At 41.4% G+C, this 16,395-nt stretch carries 16 protein-coding genes; 5 read left to right on the top strand and 11 right to left on the bottom strand.

Annotation, left to right across the window (positions count from 1 at the left end):
* Nucleotides 1-185: 185 nt before the first annotated feature.
* Entirely contained in the window at nt 186-869 is a 684-nt protein-coding gene (locus tag F3J02_RS16835; RefSeq protein WP_167251116.1) for a dihydrodipicolinate reductase C-terminal domain-containing protein, read from the top strand.
* 118 nt (nt 870-987) lie between these two features.
* Nucleotides 988-1,713, top strand: a complete 726-nt coding sequence (locus tag F3J02_RS16830; protein ID WP_167251114.1) for an AAA family ATPase — start codon at nt 988-990, stop codon at nt 1,711-1,713.
* Between the two features lie 198 nt (nt 1,714-1,911).
* On the opposite strand, the gene F3J02_RS16825 is transcribed toward F3J02_RS16830, so the two are convergent.
* The 5 genes from F3J02_RS16825 to ribF all read right to left on the bottom strand — a co-directional run bounded on the left by F3J02_RS16825 (nt 1,912) and on the right by ribF (nt 7,476).
* Nucleotides 1,912-2,454 (bottom strand): NADPH-dependent FMN reductase, encoded by a 543-nt coding sequence (locus F3J02_RS16825; RefSeq protein ID WP_167251112.1) that lies wholly within the window; start codon nt 2,452-2,454, stop codon nt 1,912-1,914.
* 107 nt (nt 2,455-2,561) lie between these two features.
* The gene (locus F3J02_RS16820) at nt 2,562-3,044 is read right to left on the bottom strand and encodes an FKBP-type peptidyl-prolyl cis-trans isomerase (protein ID WP_167251110.1); all 483 of its coding nucleotides are present in this window, start codon (nt 3,042-3,044) and stop codon (nt 2,562-2,564) included.
* A gap of 1 nt (nt 3,045) precedes the next feature.
* A complete protein-coding gene (gene lspA, locus F3J02_RS16815; RefSeq protein WP_167251108.1) occupies nt 3,046-3,588 on the bottom strand; it encodes a signal peptidase II in 543 nt (180 codons plus the stop codon).
* Nucleotides 3,581-6,418 carry an isoleucine--tRNA ligase gene (ileS, locus tag F3J02_RS16810; protein ID WP_167251106.1) on the bottom strand — a complete coding sequence of 946 codons (2,838 nt, stop codon included), beginning with the start codon at nt 6,416-6,418 and terminating at the stop codon, nt 3,581-3,583. The genes lspA and ileS overlap by 8 nt, the downstream gene beginning before the upstream one ends.
* A 56-nt stretch (nt 6,419-6,474) precedes the next feature.
* A complete protein-coding gene (gene ribF / locus F3J02_RS16805; protein WP_167251104.1) occupies nt 6,475-7,476 on the bottom strand; it encodes a riboflavin biosynthesis protein RibF in 1,002 nt (333 codons plus the stop codon).
* 206 nt (nt 7,477-7,682) lie between these two features.
* Here ribF and F3J02_RS16800 point away from each other — a divergent pair, with 206 nt between their 5' ends.
* From F3J02_RS16800 to F3J02_RS16790, 3 genes are all read left to right on the top strand, one after another.
* Nucleotides 7,683-8,816 carry a TDT family transporter gene (locus tag F3J02_RS16800; RefSeq protein ID WP_167251102.1) on the top strand — a complete coding sequence of 378 codons (1,134 nt, stop codon included), beginning with the start codon at nt 7,683-7,685 and terminating at the stop codon, nt 8,814-8,816.
* A 62-nt stretch (nt 8,817-8,878) separates the two neighbouring features.
* Entirely contained in the window at nt 8,879-9,445 is a 567-nt protein-coding gene (locus F3J02_RS16795; protein WP_167251100.1) for a 5'-nucleosidase, read from the top strand.
* A gap of 190 nt (nt 9,446-9,635) precedes the next feature.
* The gene (locus tag F3J02_RS16790; protein ID WP_167251098.1) at nt 9,636-10,319 is read left to right on the top strand and encodes a tetratricopeptide repeat protein; all 684 of its coding nucleotides are present in this window, start codon (nt 9,636-9,638) and stop codon (nt 10,317-10,319) included.
* 249 nt (nt 10,320-10,568) lie between these two features.
* Here the strand turns inward: F3J02_RS16790 and F3J02_RS16785 are convergent, their stop codons facing one another.
* From F3J02_RS16785 to F3J02_RS16760, 6 genes are all read right to left on the bottom strand, one after another.
* Nucleotides 10,569-11,180 (bottom strand): TetR/AcrR family transcriptional regulator, encoded by a 612-nt coding sequence (locus F3J02_RS16785; protein WP_005200942.1) that lies wholly within the window; start codon nt 11,178-11,180, stop codon nt 10,569-10,571.
* 244 nt (nt 11,181-11,424) lie between these two features.
* Nucleotides 11,425-12,225, bottom strand: coding sequence for an ATP-binding cassette domain-containing protein (locus tag F3J02_RS16780; protein ID WP_167251096.1), 801 nt, complete (start codon nt 12,223-12,225; stop codon nt 11,425-11,427).
* Between the two features lie 13 nt (nt 12,226-12,238).
* Entirely contained in the window at nt 12,239-13,042 is an 804-nt protein-coding gene (gene ssuC / locus F3J02_RS16775; RefSeq protein ID WP_167251094.1) for an aliphatic sulfonate ABC transporter permease SsuC, read from the bottom strand.
* Nucleotides 13,039-14,214: an FMNH2-dependent alkanesulfonate monooxygenase gene (gene ssuD, locus F3J02_RS16770; RefSeq protein ID WP_167251092.1), complete on the bottom strand. Its 1,176-nt coding sequence runs from the start codon at nt 14,212-14,214 to the stop codon at nt 13,039-13,041. The genes ssuC and ssuD overlap by 4 nt, the downstream gene beginning before the upstream one ends.
* A 32-nt stretch (nt 14,215-14,246) precedes the next feature.
* Nucleotides 14,247-15,233 carry an aliphatic sulfonate ABC transporter substrate-binding protein gene (locus F3J02_RS16765; RefSeq protein ID WP_167251091.1) on the bottom strand — a complete coding sequence of 329 codons (987 nt, stop codon included), beginning with the start codon at nt 15,231-15,233 and terminating at the stop codon, nt 14,247-14,249.
* Nucleotides 15,234-15,245: 12 nt separating this feature from the next.
* Entirely contained in the window at nt 15,246-16,238 is a 993-nt protein-coding gene (locus tag F3J02_RS16760; RefSeq protein WP_167251089.1) for a sulfonate ABC transporter substrate-binding protein, read from the bottom strand.
* Between the last annotated feature and the right edge of the window lie 157 nt (nt 16,239-16,395).

The raw sequence follows: 16,395 nt of genomic DNA, 5'->3' as shown, positions 1-16,395 counted from the left end.
ACTCAGAAGTGAAACCTCTTAGCGCTGATGGTAGTGTGGCACTTGCCATGTGAGAGTAAGTCATCGCCAGCTTTTAAATCTAAACACCCCCAACCTAACCGTTGGGGGTGTTTTTTATTGCGCGGAAGGAAATGTGTGGTGGGAAATAGATTAAAATAAAGAAAATCTTCGACAAATCTTAATTTATGACTAATGTATATATTATTGGCTCTGGTAAATTAGCGAATGAATTACTCAAAGGACTGGATTTTAATCAAGAATATAAAGTCTTCGCTTGGGCTGATCGAAATAATAATGAAGCTGAGATAGCGATTGTCGTACATGCTGGTTCTGGCAGAGAGCTAAATGAGGCAGTTCCTTATTGTAAACAAACAGGTTCTACGCTTATTGAGCTATCAACGGATATTGATTACAAGCAAGATTATTTGGATATCCCAGTCGTTTTATGCCCAAATACCAATATATTAATGCTTAAATTTATGAATATGATTGAAAAAATTGGGAAAAATTTCAGCCAATATCAAGTAAGTATCATTGAATCTCATCAAGCAAATAAAACCTCTGTACCTGGAACAGCGGTGGCGATGGCCAAGTCACTCAGTATGCAGGATGATGCAATTGAATCCGTACGTGATGTGAAAAGACAGCAATTTGAGCTTGGGATTCCTGAACAAAATCTAGCTCGACATGCATATCATCGTATTCAAATATCAGATGATAAATCGTGTTCAATTGTTTTGGAAACAAAGGTTTTAGGTGATTCACCATATGTAGATGGGGTGAAAGACATTATTTGCGCTGTAGGGAATAATCACTTAGAAAAACGGTTATATGATGTCATGGAGCTCATTGATAATCATTGGATTTAGATAAGGTCTGAAGAGGCTATTTGAGTAATACGACATCCCAAGACGTTTATCAATGAATTAAGGTATTTTTCAAAGACAAAATCTAGCATGCTATAACAAATCGTTTTGCCAATATTTTATGCAAGAAAGACCCTATATTCGAGCTGTGAAGTTTAAAGCACCTGAGTCCTTGGATTGGGCCAGTTATCCTTATGTCGTTCCTGCTGTTAATGATCTAGAAAGTATTGAGTTCCATCCAGAGGTAACCTTCTTTGTTGGAGAAAATGGTTCAGGAAAATCAACCATTCTTGAAGCTTTAGCACTTGCTTTGGGTTTTTCAGAAGAAGGCGGAACGCGGAATGTACAATTAAATACTGCAACAACGGCTTCTGATTTGCATCAGGCGATTCGAACGATAAAAAGTTATAAGAAGCCTCAAGATTATTACTTTTTGCGTGCAGAGAGCTTCTATAACGTTGCAACCTATATGAAGCAAGTGGACTATTTGGTGGAGTATGGGGGAGATATACACTTACGCTCGCATGGAGAGGCTTTCTTAAAATTATTAACAATGAAATTAAAAGGTAAAGGTTTATATCTTTTAGATGAACCAGAAGCAGCTTTGTCTCCAACAATGTTGATGACAACTTTGTCGGTTGTGGATCGTTTATGTCAGGAGCAATCTCAATTTATTATTGCCACCCATTCTCCTATTTTATTGGCTTATCCAAATGCCAAAATTTATCAGTTTTCCGATTCAGGGATTAAAGAAATATCTTATGAAGAAACAGAGCATTTTCGGGTAACAAAGGATTTTTTAAATAATTATCAAAAGAGAATCCAGCAGTTGTTAGGGAAAGAATAGACAAAAAGAAGCCCCATCATCCTGACGGGGCTTCTTCATATTCAGTTTATGTCGTTGATATCCTATTAACGACCACATCCTGTGTCTGTTCTTATTCTCAATGAGACTTCCTGTCTCTCTATGCTTCATATATTAGCGATCAAGCCAGAAATGGAACAGACGTAAATCGACCTAATCAACGTACGCTTAGGCGTACAACTAAGCGATATGATATTTCTGTAATTTGGCAACGAGAGCCGCTAATCCTTTCACTTCAAACTCATTGGCTTCAAAGTTCTCGTCTTTATTACGTTTAAAGATGTCGCGAATTTCAATCACTGCATTCGGATCAACAATACCTAAGCTAGAGGTCACTTGGCGGATTTGACTGATTGAACGGGAGCCATTGGTAGAGCCATAACCGATAAAAGCTGCTGGTTTGCCTTGCCATTCTTTCCCGACATAATCCAAGGCATTCTTCAGTGCTGGACTATAACCGTGGTTATATTCAGGGCTAATGAAGATAAAGGCTTGTGCCTGTGCGATTTTATCCGCCCACTGCTGTTGTTTCGGCTGATCATAAATGCCTGTCGCAGGTGGATGAGAACCTGCAAATAGCGGTAAGTCCCATTCCTTAAGATCAACAACTTCGGTTTGAATATCTTTTAATGCGAGTTCAGTTGTCGCTTGCTGTACCCAATTAGCGACTTTGATCGCTGTGCGACCTTCCCGAACACTACCAACAATAATATAAATCAGCATATTTAAATTCCTGTGTGTTATTGCTTTGATTTTAAAAATGAATGCTTTTAAATGATCTTATACTTTTTTTCGGATATAAAAAAAGCTCTCATTTGAGAGCTTTTTTGTTACATCAATTTGATGCCTTGCTGACCAGCTGGGGTGACTTTGAATATTTCCACTTCAAAGGTGATATTTTTGCCTGCCAGAGGATGATTAAAATCAATCTCGGTAATGTCATCATTGACCGATTTTACGATGCCGAACAAAGTTGCTTTGGCCTTGTCTTCAAATTCAATCATATGACCAACAATTGGGCGTTGTTCAAATTTGACGGTGTCGAAGGTCTGAATATTTTCAGGATTCCACGGACCAAAAGCATCTTCAGGTGGTAAATGTACGGTGCGACGATCGCCTGCACGTAAACCAAATAATGCCTTCTCAAAATGTGGTAGTAAGTTACCATCGCCAATCACAAGGCTAACGGGTTCTTCACGACCACGGGTGTTATCAATTTCAACACCATTTTCAATAGAGACAGAAAAGTGCAATTCGACTTTTGAGCCATCCTGAATACGAATTTCTTCGTTTGGTTGAATAATTTCAGTCATGTTATGCATCCGCGTTTTGGTTACGTTTCTTCTCAAGGAAGAAAGTATCGATCAGCAGCAAAATAGTCCCTAAGGTAATGGCGCTATCAGCAAGATTGAAGGCTGGAAAATGGCTGTTTTGATAATAAACATGAATAAAGTCGACCACATAGCCTAAGCTAACACGGTCAATCAGATTGCCAATTGCTCCACCAAGAATCAACGCAATTGCCATTGGTAATACAATCATTTTCTTAGGCATACGCATTAGCCAGAAAACAAAAATCACCGAAACGAAGCCTGCTAATGAGGTAAAGAAGTAGCGTTGCCAGCCACCTGCATCAGACAAAAAGCTGAATGCTGCGCCATAATTATGCAGCAGTGTCCAATTTAAAAAAGGCAGAACAGGAACAGGGTCCGCATAGTTTAAATGCGAACTTGCAATCCATTTGGTCCATTGGTCCAGCACAATGGCAAGGACTGAAAGTCCAAGCCACATTAAGTTGTGCGGGTAAAATTGGAATAAGCCTTTTTTTGTTGGGCTTGTTTGCACAGAATTATGCATATTTTCTCACTTCGCCACTGCCAGTGACATTGATAATACAACGAGCGCATAAACCAGCATGACCAACGTGTGTATTTACATCAGGCAATACATGCCAGCAACGTACACACTTTTCACCGTCTGCCGCCGAAACTTGCACACGCAGACCTTCGAGGTCTGTGCTTTCGCCTTGTTCAGCATAAGGGTGAACGATGACTTGAGAGGTAATCAAGACAAAACGTAATTCATCAGCCAATTGGTTTAACAATGTTTGTAATGCTTCATCTGCCCAAAGTTCAACTTTAGCAGATAGGTTACTACCAATGAGTTTAGCGTTACGTGCTGCTTCAATCTGTTTATTTACTGCTGATTTTACGCTAATCAATGTTTGCCAATCTGCTTCAGACAGTAAGTTTGCTGTTGATGCAGTTGGGATATCATACCATTCAGCGGTAAATACATATTTTCCAGTTTGTTCTGGAATCAATGGCCAAGCTTCTTGTGCGGTAAAGCTGAGGATAGGTGACATCCAGCGAACAAAAGCTTGCACGATATGATACAGCGCAGTTTGCGCAGAATGACGTGCCTGTGAATCTGCTTTAGTGGTGTACTGACGATCTTTGATGATGTCGAGGTAGAAACCACCCAAGTCATTAATACAGAAGCTTGTTAGCGCATTCGTGACGATATGGAAGTTCATCTCTTCATAAGCTTGCTGAATGGTTTTTTGAACCTCAGCAGCGCGTTGCAAGATGTATTGATCCAATGCAATCAATTGGTCGACTGGTAACGCATCTGTTGATGGTTTGAAGCCATTCAAGTTTGCCAACAAGAAACGTAAGGTATTACGAATACGACGATAACCATCTGACGCGCGGCTAAAGATTTCTTTACCAGCTGTCATTTCGTAACGGTAGTCGGCAGATGCAATCCAGAAACGTAAGCCATCAGCGCCCATATCTTTGATAATGTCTTGTGGGGTAATGATGTTGCCTAATGATTTAGACATCTTACGGCCTTTCTCATCGACCACAAAACCGTGGGTGAGTAAGCCTTTATATGGCGCACGTTCATTGATCGCGATCGAAGTTAACAACGACGATTGGAACCAGCCACGGTGTTGATCTGAACCTTCAAGATATAAGTCTGCTGGATCTTGTAGATCATCACGTTCACGAAGCACAGCGTAGTGTGTAGTTCCAGAGTCAAACCAAACATCTAAGGTATCGCGTACCGCATTATATTGTTCTGCATCGGCACCGATGAACTCACTCGCTTCACGGTTATACCAACCATCAATACCTTCTTGTTCGATCAGTTTAGCCACTTCTTCGATCAATTCAGGCGTACGTGGGTGTAATGCATTGGTATCTTTGTGTACAAAGAATGGGATTGGTACACCCCAAGTACGTTGACGTGAGATACACCAGTCTGGACGACCTTCAATCATCGACTGAATACGGCTTTGTCCCCAATCAGGCACAAATTCGATCTCATTTTCAATTGCATTCAAGGCATTTTGACGCAGACCATTGGCATCCATGCTGATAAACCATTGTGGTGTCGCACGGAAGATAATCGGGGTTTTATGACGCCAGCAGTGCGGATAGCTATGTTTGATTGGCTGATGCGCCCATAGACGGCCAACTGCACCCAATGCCTCAATGATTTGAGGATTGGCTTTATAAATATGTTCCCCTGCAAAAATTGGCGATGTTGGTAAATAAACACCATTGCCACCGACAGGGTTTTCAACTTTTAATTGGTACAGCAAACCGACTTTATAATCGTCTACACCATGGCCGGGTGCGGTATGCACTGCACCTGTACCACTGGTTGCAATCACGTGCTCGCCTAAAATCACAGGGACTTGACGATCTGCCAACAGTGGATGTTGCAAAAGAAGGTTCTCAATTGCAGCACCTTTGAAATCAGCGAGTACAACTGGATTTTCCAGTTTGTAACGTTCGATTGCTGATTCAACCAAGTCTTTGGCCAGAATAAAGTTTTGCGTACCACGCTCGGTAGTCACTTGAACCAATTGATAGTCGATATCAGCGTGGAGCGCGACCGCTTGGTTAGCAGGCAAAGTCCATGGTGTAGTGGTCCAGATCACGATATCCGTGGCATCTTGAACATCAACATTCAAACGTGTGCTGAGATCTTTAAGGTCAACAACCGTGAAGCCAACATCAATCGCATCAGATTTTTTATCTTCGTATTCAACTTCTGCTTCAGCCAGTGATGAACCACAGTCCATACACCAGTTCACTGGTTTTAGACCCGGCTCAATATGACCTGCTTTGGCAATGGCACCCAAGGCACGGACGATGTCAGCTTCTTGCTTGAAGTTCATGGTGAGGTATGGATTGTCCCAATCACCAAAAACGCCCATACGCACAAAGTCTTTTTTCTGTAATTCGACTTGCGTATACGCATATTCACGGCAAGCCTTACGGAAAGTTGAGGCATCAACTTTAACGCCTACTTTACCGACTTTTTCTTCGACCTTCAGTTCGATTGGTAGGCCGTGACAGTCCCAACCCGGTACATACGGTGCATCGAAGCCATCTAAAACGCGGCTTTTAATAATGATGTCTTTTAAGACTTTATTGACGGCATGACCTAAATGGATTTGACCATTGGCATATGGAGGGCCGTCATGCAGTACATATTTTTTCTTGCCAATACGCGATTCACGAATCTGCTGATAAATGTTGTCGGCATACCACTCTTCTAACCATTTGGCTTCACGCACAGCCAAGTTTGCCTTCATGGCAAATTCAGTCGCTGGCAAATTGAGTGTGGCTTTATAATCCACTGCATTTTCAGGAGTTTGCTTATCGCTCATGCAAGTTTTCTTCCAGTTTGATCAGTTTGTAAACTGACATGTTTTACATTTTAAATTTAAAAAGGAAATTCAGCTGTGCTAGTACGATAGTCTCGTAACTTTTGCACATCATCATCAATTCCGGCTTTGAGGGCTTCAAGCGAAGGGTAATTCAGTTCACCATGCAAATAGTGAAGAAAGGTTACCCGCATCAATAAGCCATACAGATTAGCAGAAACATCAGGGAAATGTACCTCTAATCGCCATTCTGGCTGGTCTTGTTTGATGGCTGGGCGTGTCCCCACATGACCTGCACCAAACAAACTGTCAGCTTGATAGCCTGTAATCCCGTTGAGGGCAGGATCTGAATGTTTTACTTTGGCAGTCAATGATGCATTTTCACAGACCACATCTACCGCATAAATCCCATTTAAACACGGTTTGTGACGGTTTAAACGCACATTAATGGTTGGAAAATCAAGGGTGCGACCAATCTGATCGCCATATTGCACTCGGCCTGTGATGCTATAAGGACGACCCAATAGTTTGGCCGCTAATGCCAGATCACCCTGTTGAAGGACCTGACGAATACGAGTTGAACTGACACGTTCACCATTTAAAGCTACCGTATTTAAATTGATGACATCAAAACCGTAGTCGCGTAAGAATTCACTGTTGCCTTGGCGGTCTTTACCAAAATGAAAATCATCACCCAGCACCAAGCTTTGCGCATTGAGTTTTAATTTGAGTAGGTCGGCAAATTCAGTGGCATTTAAACTTCTAAAATATTGGTCAAATTTCGCAACTGCAATATAGTCCACACCGAGCTCAGTTAAATATTCTACTTTTTCTCTGAGCGAGCTGATGCGAGGAGGTGCATCATAACCTTTAAAGAATTCAAGTGGTTGTGGCTCAAAAATCATCACCAATGTTTTTAAGTCTTGCGCTTCAGCCAACGTTTTGAGTTGAGCAATCATCGCTTGATGGCCAAGATGGACACCATCAAAATTGCCAATCGTTACCGCAGTTGGGGGTAACTGAAAATCTGGCGATAATGCGTTGAGACGAAGCAACTTCATGGGCGTTAAATACAGTGATTTTGCAAAGGCTATATATTGCCATATTCTCAGCGTTTCGTCTTGTTGTTGTGTTTTTACACAGAAAAATTTCAATATTTAAAGTCTTTATATCAATTAAATTGATTCGATAAATAAAAATAAATCAATTTTTCTTATTTATAAATTAACCTAAAATAGCTTCATAGTCGCTTGATATTGAGAAAGAGATGAAAAAGCCGTTTTATCAGCTAGAGCAGAGCACCGATGTGATTCGCCATTTTACCCCGAATTGGTTTACTGCAACCATGGGAACGGGTGTGGTGGCGATGATTTTAGCACAGTTGCCTTTTGCCTCATCTGTCTTATTTATGCTTGCGACCAAATTATGGCAATTTAATATTTTGTTATTTAGTACTTTTAGTGTGCTATATATCTTACGCTGGATTTTATTTCCAACCGAAGCCAAGCAGATTTTTACTCACTCCAACATGAGCTTATTCCTCGGTGCGATTCCAATGGGCTTAGCGACGATTGCTAATGGTTTTCTCAGTTTCGGTACCCATTTATATGGCGATATTGCCATTCAGATTGCCACTTACCTTTGGTATATCGATGTGGTTCTTGCGGTAGTGATTGCGTGGGTGGTGCCATTTTGTATGTTTAGCTGCCAAGATCATCAATTACAACGGATGACTGCGGTATGGTTACTCCCGATCGTAGCGTGTGAGGTCGCTGCCAGCTCTGCGGGGCTGCTATTACAGCATTTAGCAGCCGATCAACATGCATTGACGATTTTGATCACAGGCTATGTATTGTGGGGTATTTCTGTACTACCTGCTTTTGCGATCTTAACGATTTTAATGTTACGTTTAGCTTTACACCAGTTACCTGAAAAAGAAGTCGCGATTTCTAGCTGGTTATGTTTAGGACCGATTGGAACAGGGGCATTAGCGTTATTATTACTGGGTGAACAAGCTCCACGTATTATGCAGGCGATGGGCTTTGAAGGCTTAGCGACATTACTTCCAGCCTTGGGTATTGTGGCAAGTTTGGTGCTATTAGGTTTTGGCTTATGGTGGTTTGGGATTGCGATCTTGACCACACTGCGTCATATGCGTACTGGCATTCCATTTAATTTAGGATGGTGGGGGCTAACTTTCCCATTCGGTGTATTTATCTTGGCGATCTTCAACTTGGCGCATCAATTACATATCGATTTCTTACAGTATGCGGCTGTGTTTTTAAGTCTGTTGTTGGTTGGCCTATGGGCATTGGTGATGAAGAAAACGTTGGCAGGGGCGTATAGCGGTCAATTATTTTTCTCTCCTTGTTTGGTCGCCTTACAGCAGAAGATGCAATAATATCGAGGTGTGCCGAAGCACACCTTTTTTGTGTCTCTATTTTGATTTGAACGAGTCTTTTTATGAATGCTGATATTGCTCTGATTATGGCTTTGCCGAATGAATCCAAAGGGCTGTTTGAACAAGCTGGAATTAATGTTCATTACAGTGGCATCGGCAAAATTAATGCAGCATTCAAGGCTTTTGAAGTGATTCAAAAAACGGGGTGCAAAACACTAATCAATTTAGGCAGTGCAGGCAGTTCACATTTTGATGCGCATAGTTTGGTTGAGGTGATTACTTTTGTGCAGCGTGATATGGATGTATCGCCTTTAGGTTTTGCCGTAGGCGTGACCCCAATGGATGATGAGATTCCTGCGGAGATCCATACTCAGCCACATTTTGAGATTTTACCTAAAGGGGTCTGTGGAACGGGTGATTCTTTTGAAACAGGGATTCCTAAAGTCAGTTGTAACCTCGTGGATATGGAAGCCTATGCCTTAGCTAAAGTGTGCCAAAAGCTTGGGGTGCGTTTGATTTCAGTTAAATATATTACAGATGGTGCCAATGATACGGCACATCTGGATTGGGAAGAAAATCTGCTGCTTGGTGCACAAAAATTATTGGCGCTGTATCAAGCCCATTTTTAAATGCAAAGGTCTAACGTTGTAGTTAGTATGGATAAACATTGTTTTGTTTATAAGATATTGAAAATAAATAATGGTTTTGTGGTGAATTCGCAAGAGGACCATTATGTTAAATACCTCTAAGTTTTTTATCTTTATAAAGTATTATTAATAATTTAAAGAATTAAATGTAACTCTAATTTAAAGGCAGAAAATGAAAATTTTCAAACTTATCGTTATTGCTTGTGGACTGGTCTTTTCTATGGGAAGCTTAGCAAATCCAACGCTCTCAAATGATTTATTAAGAAAAGCTGAAAATGGTGATGCGCTAGCACAATATAACCTTGGATGGGTATATGCAAATGGCCAAGGAGTTATACAGAATTATGAGAAAGCATTTGAATGGTATAAAAAATCAGCTGTTCAGGGAATTGCTGCTGCACAATATAATCTTGGATTGCTGTATCAGAATGGCCAAGGTGTAGAAAAAGATGATAAAAAAGCATTTGAATTATACAGTTTAGTAGCTAATCAAGGATTTGCAATGGCACAAAATGCTCTTGGATTTATGTACTATAGCGGTCAGGGTGTAGCCAAAAATGATAAAAAGGCATTTGAGTGGTATGAAAAATCAGCTATACAGGGAGATGATGTTGCACAGACTAACCTTGCGTTGATGTATGACAACGGTGAAGGTGTTGTACAAAATTATGAAAAAGCATTTGAATGGTACGGCAAAGCGGCTAATCAAGGTAATGCTCAGGCACAATATAATCTTGGATCGATGTATCAGAATGGCCAGGGTGTAGTACAAGATGATAAGAAGGCTTTTGAGTGGTATAGCAAAGCCGCTAATAATGGGCATTCACAAGCGAAATTGGTGCTTTCAGGACTTTAAAGTTTCCTAAAATTAATATAATACAGCTTGAACGAAATTATTAATTTTTTATATTTAATATCATAATCTTTATTAATGTTGGTTCAGTTTTCTGCATATTGGAATGGTTTGTCCGTAATTTTTCACATTCTATAATTTTATTTAGGTAAACTTAATAAAATTCTCAAGCACTTAATAGAAAAAAGCGACTCACAAAGTCGCTTTTTAAGTGTACGTCAATCGCTAAAATTAAGGCTTTTAGAAGAAAATTTAGCGTGGTAATACGCCGTATAACATCATATGCACAGTATGCTCAACCGTGCGTTGAAACATGCTACGGTTACGCAAAGTTTTGCCTGTGACCATTTCCATTTGCGTCGAAAAATCAGCGTAATTTTGAGTGATCGCCCAAATGTTGATAATCAACAATTCTGGGTCAATCTCTGCCGACAATTTACCTTGTTCTTGCCAAGTTTGAATCACTTTGGTTTTACGCTTAAATAGCTTTTTCAAAGGGCCTTTTAAGATTGGCAAAATATGCGGCGCACCTTGAATAATCTCAAGAGCAAATAAACGTGATGCTTTAGGTTGATCACGTGAGCTTTCAATTTTTTGAATTAAATAGTGGGTCAGGGCTTCAGTAGGCTCAAGCTCAGACTCTAGGGTTTGCAAGGGTGCAAGCCACTTTTGTAATACCGTGGTGAGCACTTCGACATAAAGCGACTCTTTATTTTCATAGTAGTAGAAAATATTCGATTTATGCATATTTGCCAGTTGCGCAATCTCATCCAGACTGGCACCACTAAACCCATAGACGGAAAAAACATCTAGGGCAGCATTCAGCAGTTGATTGCGCTTTTGTGTACTTTTTTTCTGTTCCATCTGCGAGCTTGATTCAAAAAATGTCATTGACATTGTAAGATAAATTGTCGGATTTGTGCACAATAACAAATTTTTTTTATCGAAAAAAATAGACTTTTTGGGCCAGTGTTGAGGATGTATTTGATAATTATTGAAATCTAAAAAAGCTTATACATATTTTGTAAATAATTCATTTTCAATTGATTAAATCAGACAGGTAATTTTTGCTTAGTTTTATGTTTTTTCAATACTTGCTCAAGCGGCTTTAGGTGGCTAAAACCGCATCGAGGACTTGTTGCTCGAGTTGAGCGAATGCAATACTTTTTTTACGTGGACGTGGCAGATTCACCTGAAAATTATGGGCGATATGCCCTTGATCCAAAAGAATAATCCGATCAGCCAATTGCACCGCTTCACTGACATCATGTGTGACCAGAATCGCGGTAAAGCCTTGCTCTTTCCAAAGCCGTTCAATCAAGCTCTGCATTTCTAAACGGGTCAATGCATCTAAAGCACCGAGGGGTTCATCTAACAACAAAATACGGGGTGTATGGGAAAGCGCCCGCGCAAGCGCTGCGCGTTGGCGTTGACCGCCAGAAAGCTGAGCAGGCCATTGTGTCGCCTTGTCTTTTAAACCGACTTTCTCCAGCAACGCTTCTGCAAGCAGATGCTGATTTTTAGGCAAACCAAGCTGAACATTGTGTAAAACACTTTTCCAAGGCAATAAACGTGGATCTTGAAACATGACACGGATATCATCGTTGGTAATCCCTTCACGAAAATTGCGGGCAGACTGGAATTTGATTTCGCCATAACTGGCTTTTTCGAGTTGGGCAATCAAACGGAGCAGGGTACTTTTACCACAACCACTACGGCCAACAATCGCCACAAATTCACCCGCTTGGATATTCAGATCAAGGTCTTCAAGGACTTTGACCTCACCATAAAATTTATACAGCTGCTCAATCAGAATATGAGCGCCATTGTCTGATGTGGTTACGGCTTCTGGTTCGGCAACTGGCTGAATCAGGTTGTTATCGTAGAAGTTTAAATTTAAGTTACTCATCTTGATGTCCTTATTATTTTTGATAACCTGCATGCCAACGCAGTAGATAACGTTCCAACACTTGAGCCAATACATCTGCTAGTTTTCCGAGCAAGGCATACAGTAAAATACCCACCAAAACGATATCTGTTTGCAAAAACTCACGTGCATTCATGGTCATATAGCCAATCCCCGCTTGTGCAGAGATTGTTTCTGCTACGATCAACAATACCCAAACCAGACCTAAAGAGAAACGTAGCCCAACTAAAATTGAGGGCATTGCACCGGGTAAAATAATATCTCTATATAACTGCCAACGATTCAGTCCGTAACTTTTTCCCATTTCAATCAATTGTGGGTCGACCGAGCGGATACCATGATAGGTATTGATATACATTGGAAAAAACACACCGACGGCCACTAAAAATAACTTGGCAGTTTCATCAATCCCAAACCATAAAATCACCAGTGGAATCAGTGCTAGTGCAGGGATGTTACGGATCATTTGCAAGGTGGTATCGAGCAAGGTTGAGGCAATACGGGATGAACCATTTAATAGTCCCAAAACTAATCCTAAGCCACCACCAATCAATAAGCCGAGTAAGGCGCGACCAGCACTGACTTTGACATGCTGCCAAAGTTCACCACTGATGAGTAAGTGCCAGAAGGCACTCACGACAGCAGTTGGAGCTGGCAATACTCTGCTTTGCAATAAGCCAGAGCTTGAAGCTGCTTGCCAGATCAGAATCAGCAGAATTGGAAATAGCCAAGGCAGCAGCCCTTTGCCTATTTTTTTTGTTCCACGTGAAACATCATTCAAAAAAGGTTTTGCACTCATGCATCCTCCTTGATCAAGGTTTTAGCTTGCTTGGTTTCAGGGACATAGTTATTGGCAATAATTTCTCCGAAAGGTCCAGTTAAATGTGGTTGCGCCAGTTTTTCACGGGTTTTGAGTGGCAGTAAAGGGAACACCAATTCGGCAAAGCGAATTGACTCTTCCAAATGTGGGTAACCTGAGAAAATAAAGGTATCAATACCCAAATCCGCATATTCTTGAATTCGTGCAGCAACGGTTTCTGGGTCACCCACCAGAGCTGTCCCTGCACCACCGCGGACTAAGCCGATGCCAGCCCATAGGTTCGGTGATACTTCAAGTTGATCTTTACGACCGCCATGTAAAGCAGCCATACGTTTCTGACCCACTGAATCCATTTGTGCAAATTTCTTCTGTGCAGCGGCAATGGTTGCATCATCTAGGTATTGAATTAGCTCATCTGCAGCGGCCCAAGCCTGTTCATTGGTCTCGCGTACAATCACGTGTAAGCGAATACCATAATTCAAGGTACGACCTTTGGCCGCCGCTTTGGCACGTAAGTATTCAATCTTTTCTTTCACTGCAGCAGGAGGTTCACCCCAAGTCAAATAGGTATCAACTTGCTCAGCCGCAAGTTCGGTTGCGGCTTCTGATGAGCCACCGAACCAAAGCGGTGGATAAGGTTTTTGTACGGGTGGATAGAGCAGTTTGGCATCATCCACACTGAGACGTTCACCGTGAAAGCTAAACGATTCACCCGTATGTGAGCGAGTGAGAATTTCGCGCCAGATTTTGACATATTCAGAGGCCGTTTGATAACGGGTACTGTGATCTTCATATAGTCCATCACCTTTTAATTCCTGTTCATCGCCACCAGTGACAAGGTTGAGCAGGATACGGCCATTAGAAAGACGATCAAAAGTTGCTGCCATACGTGCAGCAAGTGCTGGTGTGGTAAGCCCTGGACGAAGTGCGACTAAGAACTTAAGCTGGGTCGTTGCATCAATTAAACTGGCTGCTGTAATCCAAGGATCTTCACAAGAGCGTCCTGTTGGAATGAGTACGCCTGCATAACCCAGATTATCCACGGCAACTGCAATCTGTTTCATATAAGCATGATCGACCTGACGAGCACCCTTGCTGGTGCCTAAATAACGACTGTCACCATGAGTGGGGATAAACCAGAAAATATTCATGTCGATGTTCCTTATGAAAATGAAATCAATGTTTATTGGGCAGACCAGACACTGTGCTGAATATCGATTTGCGCAGGAATGAGCTGCTCTTGTTTAAATAAGTCGGCAATTTGTTGCTGGCTTTTAATCACTTCACTGTTGAGTGCATATACAGGTGAAGGTTTAGGACGTTTGTTGAGTACTTGTTTAGCTACAGGGATGCTGAGACCTGTACTTTGTGCATAAATCTGTAAGGCTTGATCTTGGTGTTGCACAATCCATTGATCTGCGTTATTCACGCTGTGAATGAATTTCTGCGCTGAATCGGGATGATTTTTAATAAAATCAGGATTACCAATATAAAAAGAATAAGTGGTCGGAAAAGCAGAGCCATCGACCAAGGTTTTGGTATGACCTTGCAGTTCTGCTGTCCCTAAGTAGGGTTCCCAAATTGCCCATGCATCAACGGCCTGTTTGTCAAAAGCTGCACGTGCATCGGCAGGAGGTAACCAGATTGGTTGAATGTCTTGCCAAGATAGACCAGCTTTCTGCAAGGTTTTTGCCAAAAGTTCGTGAGCACTGGAGCCTTTTTGTACTGCGATACGTTTGCCTTTTAAATCTTGAAGGCTGTTTATTTTATCGTTGCCATGTACCAAAACAGCCTGTCCTGTTGGCGCAACGACTTCATATGCCACATAGCTCAACGGTTTAGCTGCAGCCTGAGCAAAAATCGGTGGTGTATTGCCGACATAACCGAAATCTACGGCACCCACTGCAAGTGCTTCAAGCATTTGTGGGCCTGCTGGAAATTCTCGCCATTCAATTTTGGCATTCGGAAATGCTTGCTCAAATAGCTTTTGTTGTTTGGCAACTAATAAATTGAGGGAGGACTTCTGGAAGCCAATGGATAGGGTTTTGACAGCCGTATTTTCAGTTGCTGAAGCCGCTTTCTCCGTCGTTTGCTCTGGCTTCTGGCAACCACTCAGTGAAAATGTAGAGATCAGTAGGCCCAAAACAGAAACTTTAGATAACAACTTCATGGTGATCCTCAATTATTTAACATCGTTCTTTAATACGGCATCTTGGATCACAAGCTGCTTCGGAATCAGTTTCTGCGCAAAGAAAGCATCGGCTACATATTGCTGTTCTTTTGCGACTTTTTCAGAAATTGGTTGAACCCCAAAGCCCATACGCGAAATTGAACTTTTTAGGACATCAAACTCAAGTGCAGTTGGTTTTTCGAGTAATTTGGCTGCATCGTCTGGATGTGTTTTGACCCAATCTGTTGTTTGATTGAGTGTACTGACCAGCGTTTTTAGTGCTTCAGGATGACTTTCGGCAAATTGGCGATCGGCTAAATAAAATTGGTGATTACTGACTAAGTGTTCACCCGTTGCGATTACGCGCGCATGAATCTGATGTTCTGCTGCAGCGAAGAATGGATCCCAAATCACCCAAGCATCTACTGCACCTTTCTCAAAAGCTGCACGTGCGTCCGCAGGCGGTAGATAAACAGGTTGAATATCTTTCAAGCTGAGATTGTTCGCTTCTAATAGTTTGAGCAACAGGTAATGAACATTCGAGCCTTTATTCAGCGCGACACGTTTACCTTTCAGATCTTGGATTGATTGGATTGGTGAATCTTTTTGTACAATTAAAGCTTCCGCATTTGGTGCCGCAGGTTGGTTGGCGACATAAACTAAATTGGGGTTAGCTGCTTGTGCAAAGATCGGCGGTGCTTCACCTGCCTCACCAAAAACCACACTACCGACATTTAAGCCTTCTAACAGCTGTGGACCTGCAGGAAATTCAACCCACTTAACATTTACGCCTTGAGCAGCAAGATTTTTTTCTAATTCACCCTTTGCTTTGAGAATCGGCAAGATGCCATACTTTTGAAAGCCGATATTTAATGTTGTGGTTTCTTGTTTTGTTGTCTCTTGCTGCTCTGGTTTTTTTGCACAACCTGCAACACCCATCAGGCTAGCAAGACTTGCTGCGATGATGCTATATGTTGCCCATGAACGATTGATTGAAATGGCCATGTTGGTTGTGCTCCCCGACAAATCAAAAGATTTAAATAAGATGAGCAACTAAACTAAAACTTTTTTTATTGCATAAAAAATAAGTAATCGGGCTTTGCTTATGCTGAAAAGTGCAAAATAGAAAATTGCATAATCTTATCGATAGATTGAATAAGTG

Source organism: Acinetobacter sp. Tr-809, from assembly GCF_011753255.1.
Lineage (GTDB): Bacteria > Pseudomonadota > Gammaproteobacteria > Pseudomonadales > Moraxellaceae > Acinetobacter.
The sequence above is the reverse complement of the archived record's forward strand: the minus strand, read 5'-3'. Positions and strand labels throughout refer to the sequence as shown.

What these genes read in the sequence shown, in the direction of transcription:
- F3J02_RS16835 (WP_167251116.1), top strand. Translation starts at nt 186, where the DNA reads ATGACTAATGTATATATTATTGGCTCTGGTAAATTAGCGAATGAATTA.
- F3J02_RS16830 (WP_167251114.1), top strand. Translation starts at nt 988, where the DNA reads ATGCAAGAAAGACCCTATATTCGAGCTGTGAAGTTTAAAGCACCTGAG.
- F3J02_RS16825 (WP_167251112.1), bottom strand. Translation starts at nt 2,454, where the DNA reads ATGCTGATTTATATTATTGTTGGTAGTGTTCGGGAAGGTCGCACAGCG.
- F3J02_RS16820 (WP_167251110.1), bottom strand. Translation starts at nt 3,044, where the DNA reads ATGACTGAAATTATTCAACCAAACGAAGAAATTCGTATTCAGGATGGC.
- lspA (WP_167251108.1), bottom strand. Translation starts at nt 3,588, where the DNA reads ATGCATAATTCTGTGCAAACAAGCCCAACAAAAAAAGGCTTATTCCAA.
- ileS (WP_167251106.1), bottom strand. Translation starts at nt 6,418, where the DNA reads ATGAGCGATAAGCAAACTCCTGAAAATGCAGTGGATTATAAAGCCACA.
- ribF (WP_167251104.1), bottom strand. Translation starts at nt 7,476, where the DNA reads ATGAAGTTGCTTCGTCTCAACGCATTATCGCCAGATTTTCAGTTACCC.
- F3J02_RS16800 (WP_167251102.1), top strand. Translation starts at nt 7,683, where the DNA reads ATGAAAAAGCCGTTTTATCAGCTAGAGCAGAGCACCGATGTGATTCGC.
- F3J02_RS16795 (WP_167251100.1), top strand. Translation starts at nt 8,879, where the DNA reads ATGAATGCTGATATTGCTCTGATTATGGCTTTGCCGAATGAATCCAAA.
- F3J02_RS16790 (WP_167251098.1), top strand. Translation starts at nt 9,636, where the DNA reads ATGAAAATTTTCAAACTTATCGTTATTGCTTGTGGACTGGTCTTTTCT.
- F3J02_RS16785 (WP_005200942.1), bottom strand. Translation starts at nt 11,180, where the DNA reads ATGGAACAGAAAAAAAGTACACAAAAGCGCAATCAACTGCTGAATGCT.
- F3J02_RS16780 (WP_167251096.1), bottom strand. Translation starts at nt 12,225, where the DNA reads ATGAGTAACTTAAATTTAAACTTCTACGATAACAACCTGATTCAGCCA.
- ssuC (WP_167251094.1), bottom strand. Translation starts at nt 13,042, where the DNA reads ATGAGTGCAAAACCTTTTTTGAATGATGTTTCACGTGGAACAAAAAAA.
- ssuD (WP_167251092.1), bottom strand. Translation starts at nt 14,214, where the DNA reads ATGAATATTTTCTGGTTTATCCCCACTCATGGTGACAGTCGTTATTTA.
- F3J02_RS16765 (WP_167251091.1), bottom strand. Translation starts at nt 15,233, where the DNA reads ATGAAGTTGTTATCTAAAGTTTCTGTTTTGGGCCTACTGATCTCTACA.
- F3J02_RS16760 (WP_167251089.1), bottom strand. Translation starts at nt 16,238, where the DNA reads ATGGCCATTTCAATCAATCGTTCATGGGCAACATATAGCATCATCGCA.